This window comes from Dietzia sp. HMSC21D01, assembly GCF_001815995.1.
Lineage (GTDB): Bacteria > Actinomycetota > Actinomycetes > Mycobacteriales > Mycobacteriaceae > Dietzia > Dietzia cinnamea.
Window position 1 is genome coordinate 1 of record NZ_KV823614.1, and the last position, 3923, is coordinate 3923.

Annotated in this window: 4 protein-coding genes and 1 pseudogene; 2 read left to right on the forward strand and 3 right to left on the reverse strand. The window is 62.0% G+C overall.

Features of this window, described 5'->3' with window-relative positions; all coding sequences use genetic code 11:
* Positions 1-120 (reverse strand): annotated as a pseudogene (locus HMPREF3086_RS17735) (recombinase family protein); the annotation flags it as partial.
* A 161-nt stretch (positions 121-281) separates the two neighbouring features.
* Between HMPREF3086_RS17735 and HMPREF3086_RS00570 the strand changes: the two are divergent.
* Both HMPREF3086_RS00570 and HMPREF3086_RS00575 read left to right on the forward strand, forming a co-directional pair.
* The gene (locus tag HMPREF3086_RS00570) at positions 282-1067 is read left to right on the forward strand and encodes an enoyl-CoA hydratase/isomerase family protein (RefSeq protein WP_070719694.1); all 786 of its coding nucleotides are present in this window, start codon (positions 282-284) and stop codon (positions 1065-1067) included.
* A 51-nt stretch (positions 1068-1118) separates the two neighbouring features.
* Positions 1119-2729, forward strand: coding sequence for an AMP-binding protein (locus tag HMPREF3086_RS00575; protein ID WP_070719695.1), 1611 nt, complete (start codon positions 1119-1121; stop codon positions 2727-2729).
* Between the two features lie 35 nt (positions 2730-2764).
* Here HMPREF3086_RS00575 and HMPREF3086_RS00580 read toward each other — a convergent pair whose 3' ends face one another.
* On the reverse strand, positions 2765-3619 hold the full coding sequence (locus HMPREF3086_RS00580; protein ID WP_070719696.1) for a LuxR C-terminal-related transcriptional regulator: 855 nt from the start codon (positions 3617-3619) through the stop codon (positions 2765-2767).
* Between the two features lie 131 nt (positions 3620-3750).
* A partial coding sequence (locus tag HMPREF3086_RS19375; protein WP_141763933.1) for a helix-turn-helix domain-containing protein occupies positions 3751-3923 on the reverse strand: 173 nt, incomplete at its 5' end.

A 3923-nucleotide genomic window follows, 5' to 3' on the forward strand; every position in this document is an offset into this window, starting at 1 on the left:
GGCGTAGGTGGCCCGCTCGTGGACGAACTCAACACTCGCACCCTTGGCGGTGACCTCACCAACGATCTGCTTCAGGTCCACCAGGGATCGAGCGAGCCGGTCCATCGAGGCAACGACGATCGTCACCGTGGCTGGTCTGGGCCCGGGCGACCCTGGTTGTCACCGAGGGGAGTGCTGAGAGCTACGAAGGGCCACGGTATCTACTTTGGTGGATCGTATGTCGGGCGCCACTCTGGTGAACTGTGCTCCGAGACACATTCGAGCTAGAGAAAGGGCGCCAGATGACTGTGAATCTGGGGAATATCACCACCGCCGAGAAAGATGGCGTGTTCACGATCGAGGTGGGGCGTCTCGACGATGCGACCCACGAGGGACTGGCCAAGGTGTTCCGCCTGGCTCACGAGTCCGACGCCGATGTGGTTGTCCTCACGGGCAAAGATCGCAGCTTCCTGAACCCGATGAACTACGACATCGAGTGGGTCAAGCACCTGGCCATCTATAAGGACATGCTCAAGATCTTCAAAGAGGCCGAGGACATCGTCCGCGACATCGTCAACTGCGAGAAGCCAACCATCGCCAAGGTCTACGCACCGGGCGCCCACAGCCTGGGCGCATCGCTCGCGTTGGCGTGTGACTTCGTGGTGGCCGCCGACGATGCCAGCTTCTCCGATCCCCACCTGTCCGGGTTCGGCGTAGTCCCCGGCGATGGCGGCTCGCTGGTGTGGCCCACCCGGATCGGTCTGGGTCGGGCGCGTGAATTCCTCATGCTGGACAAGGTCGCCTCAGCGCAGGAGGCGCTGGAGATCGGACTGATCAACCGGGCGGTTCCCGCCGATGACGTTGATGCCGAGGTCGACAAGATCATCGCCAAGCTGCAGTCCTACGATCAGGTCGGGGTCAAGTTCACCAAGCGTTGGCTCAATCAGTACATGCGGCAGAACATGAATATCGCCGGCATGGGCAGCCTGTACGCCGAGGGCATGGTCTTCTCCCACGACGAGTTCGCGAAGAAGGTCGACGAGTACACCGCGATGCTCGCTAAGCAGGGCGGTTACTCCGAGTCCTGAGAGCTCATCTACTGCGCGTATCCGCACTCCGACCGGTCCCGAAGGGTGAACATGTCAGGCCTGAACGTCCCACTGACTCCGCTGCGTTTTCTTGAACGCGCCGCGGAGGTGCATCCGGACAAAACCGCGGTAATCGACGGGGAGCGCAGCTGGACCTATGCGCAGTTCGCCGAGCACACCCAGCGCATGGCCCGGGCACTGCACGCAAGTGGTGTCCGGGCCGGCGATACGGTCGTGTTCCTTGGAACTAACTCCGCTGAACTGCTCACCGCCCACTACGCGGTCCCGCTGCTCAAAGCGGCACTGGTGGCCGTCAACACCCGCTTGTCGCCGGAAGAGATCAGCTACATCTGCCGGCACAGCTCGGCAGTAATGATTCTGGGCGATGGCAACCTTCTGGGCCCTTTGTCTGGGACAGATTTGGCCGATGTGCGGGAGAGAATAGAGATCCCCGCGCAGGATGGCTCCCTCCTACAGGTCCAGGAGGCTGTCGGGTACGCAGACTTTCTGTCCAGAGCCGCCGGGAACGACACCCAGTATCCGTGGGAGGTCGACGACGAGGACCGGGTCATCGCGATCAACTACACCTCGGGAACCACTGGCCGACCCAAGGGTGTGATGTACACCCACCGCGGTGCCTACCTCAACTCTCTCGGCGAGGTGCACCATCAAGGATTCACGACCAGCTCACGCTACCTGTGGACACTGCCGATGTTCCACTGCAACGGGTGGTGCACCACCTGGGCGGTCACCGCCGCCAGTGCTCTGCATGTATGTCTGCGCACGGTGCGGGCAGAGACGATGTGGGCCCTCATCGACGATCAGGAGATCACTCACTTGTGTGGCGCACCCACGGTCCTGACCACGCTCGCTTCCTCACCGAAGGCGCATCCATTGGACAACCCGTTGACGATCGTCACCGCTGGCGCCCCGCCCACCCCCTCGATCATCTCCCGAATCCGCGACCTGGGAGCGGAGCTGCTCCACGTCTACGGCCTGACCGAGACGTACGGCCCCTACGCCGTGTGCGAACCGCAACCGGTATGGGCCGACACTCTGGATTCAGAACAACACGCCTCGCTGTTGTCTCGGCAAGGAGTCGGGATGCTCACCTCTGAGCGTGTCAGGGTGGTTCGTCCTGAACCCGGACCCGACGGGGCACTGATCGACGTGCCCGCAGACGCAACCGAAATGGGCGAACTGGTGATGCGGGGAAACAGCGTGATGAAGGGCTACCTGGACGACCCGGAAGGGACCGCGGAAGCGTTCCGCGGGGGATGGTTCCACTCCGGCGACCTGGGCGTCATGCACCCGGACGGGTACGTTCAGATCCTGGATCGGGCAAAGGACGTGATCATCTCCGGTGGAGAGAACATCTCGACAATTGAGGTGGAACAGGCACTGGCCAGCCATCCCGCCGTGACCGGAGTCGCAGTAGTAGGAACACCCGACCCCACATGGGGCGAACGACCACTGGCCTTCGTTGTGACCGATGGCAACCAGATCAGCGAAGCTGAACTGATCACCCATGTTCGCTCCAAAATCGCCGCGTACAAAGTCCCCGATCGGATCGAGTTCAGGACACAACTACCCACGACCTCGACCGGCAAAATTCGAAAGAACATCCTCCGCGACCACGCCAGCGCCCCAGCCAGCGCGTAGGAAACAACCCACACTGAGTGACCGCACGGACCCCCTTACGGGATCAGCCCATGGCGACGGGCCTGCACCACGGCAGCATGTCTGGTCTTGACCGACAGTTTGGCCATGAGGTTTCGCATATAAGTCTTGACCGTGTCCGGACTCAATCCAAGACGCCGAGCGGCCTCCGCATTGCTGTATCCCACACTGGCACACAACAGGACATCAATCTCCCGGGACGTTAGCTGGATAGCTGACCCTTCGATCGGACCCTCGACGCTCTTCAACAGCTTCTCCACATCAGCGATCCGCTGCCTCAGACCGGGATCAGAAACCTCCGCAGCGATGTCCCGAAGCTGCAGATACGTCTCAGCCAAAACCTCCGACTCCCGCAAACTCCGCTGGCCAGACCGTCCATCAAGCTCACCATCGAGAACGCGAAGCCTAAAATCGACCTCCTCGTAGGCCCCCAGCTCCCGACTAAGCCGCCCGGCAAAGCTCTCCAACAGCGCCAAAGAACGATCCCCGAGGTGCGTCGACGTACGCAACGCGCCGTAAAGCACCCCTCGAGCTCTACCCCGGACAATAATCGGCGTCGCCGCCAAAGACTGGATACCCTCCCGAACAATCTCACCCACATAGTGATGGGTAATGCCCCTATTCGTTCGATATCGATCGACCCGGACCGGTCGCTTGGTCACAACAGCCAGGCCACCCGCACCCAGCCCCGGCTCGATAGTCAACCCCTCAAGGACATCACTGCGAGTCCCGGCGAACTCCGACAGGAGAACTCCACCCTCACTGGCACCACCACTGAAAAGGACATCGAAAGCCCGCTGCCTGTGCAAGCTGACCACCGTCGCACGGACCTTACTGCGCGCCCCAAAAGGAAGATCACTATCAGCCGCCACGCGCCCTCCTCTACCGCACCGGCGACACCACAACTCACCGGGTCATGAAAGCCTACGCCCGCCCACCTGCCACCATGACGAGCCAGCCGCCTTCCGCCACACAGAATCCCGCCACTACACAGAACCACCCTCTACCCTGCGCGTCGCAATGCCCGGTAGAGCGTTGATCGACCTACTCCGAGATCACGCGCGATTGCCGTCGGCCCCTCCCCCGCTTCGACGCGGGAGCGGGCCTTGTCGATCTGCTCCTCGGTCAGGACGCGTTTGCGTCCCCTGTACTTGCCCTTCGCCTTGGCGATGGCGA

Excerpts from the sequence above, each read along its gene's own strand:
- HMPREF3086_RS00570 (WP_070719694.1), top strand. The coding sequence starts at position 282 with ATGACTGTGAATCTGGGGAATATCACCACCGCCGAGAAAGATGGCGTG.
- HMPREF3086_RS00575 (WP_070719695.1), top strand. The coding sequence starts at position 1,119 with ATGTCAGGCCTGAACGTCCCACTGACTCCGCTGCGTTTTCTTGAACGC.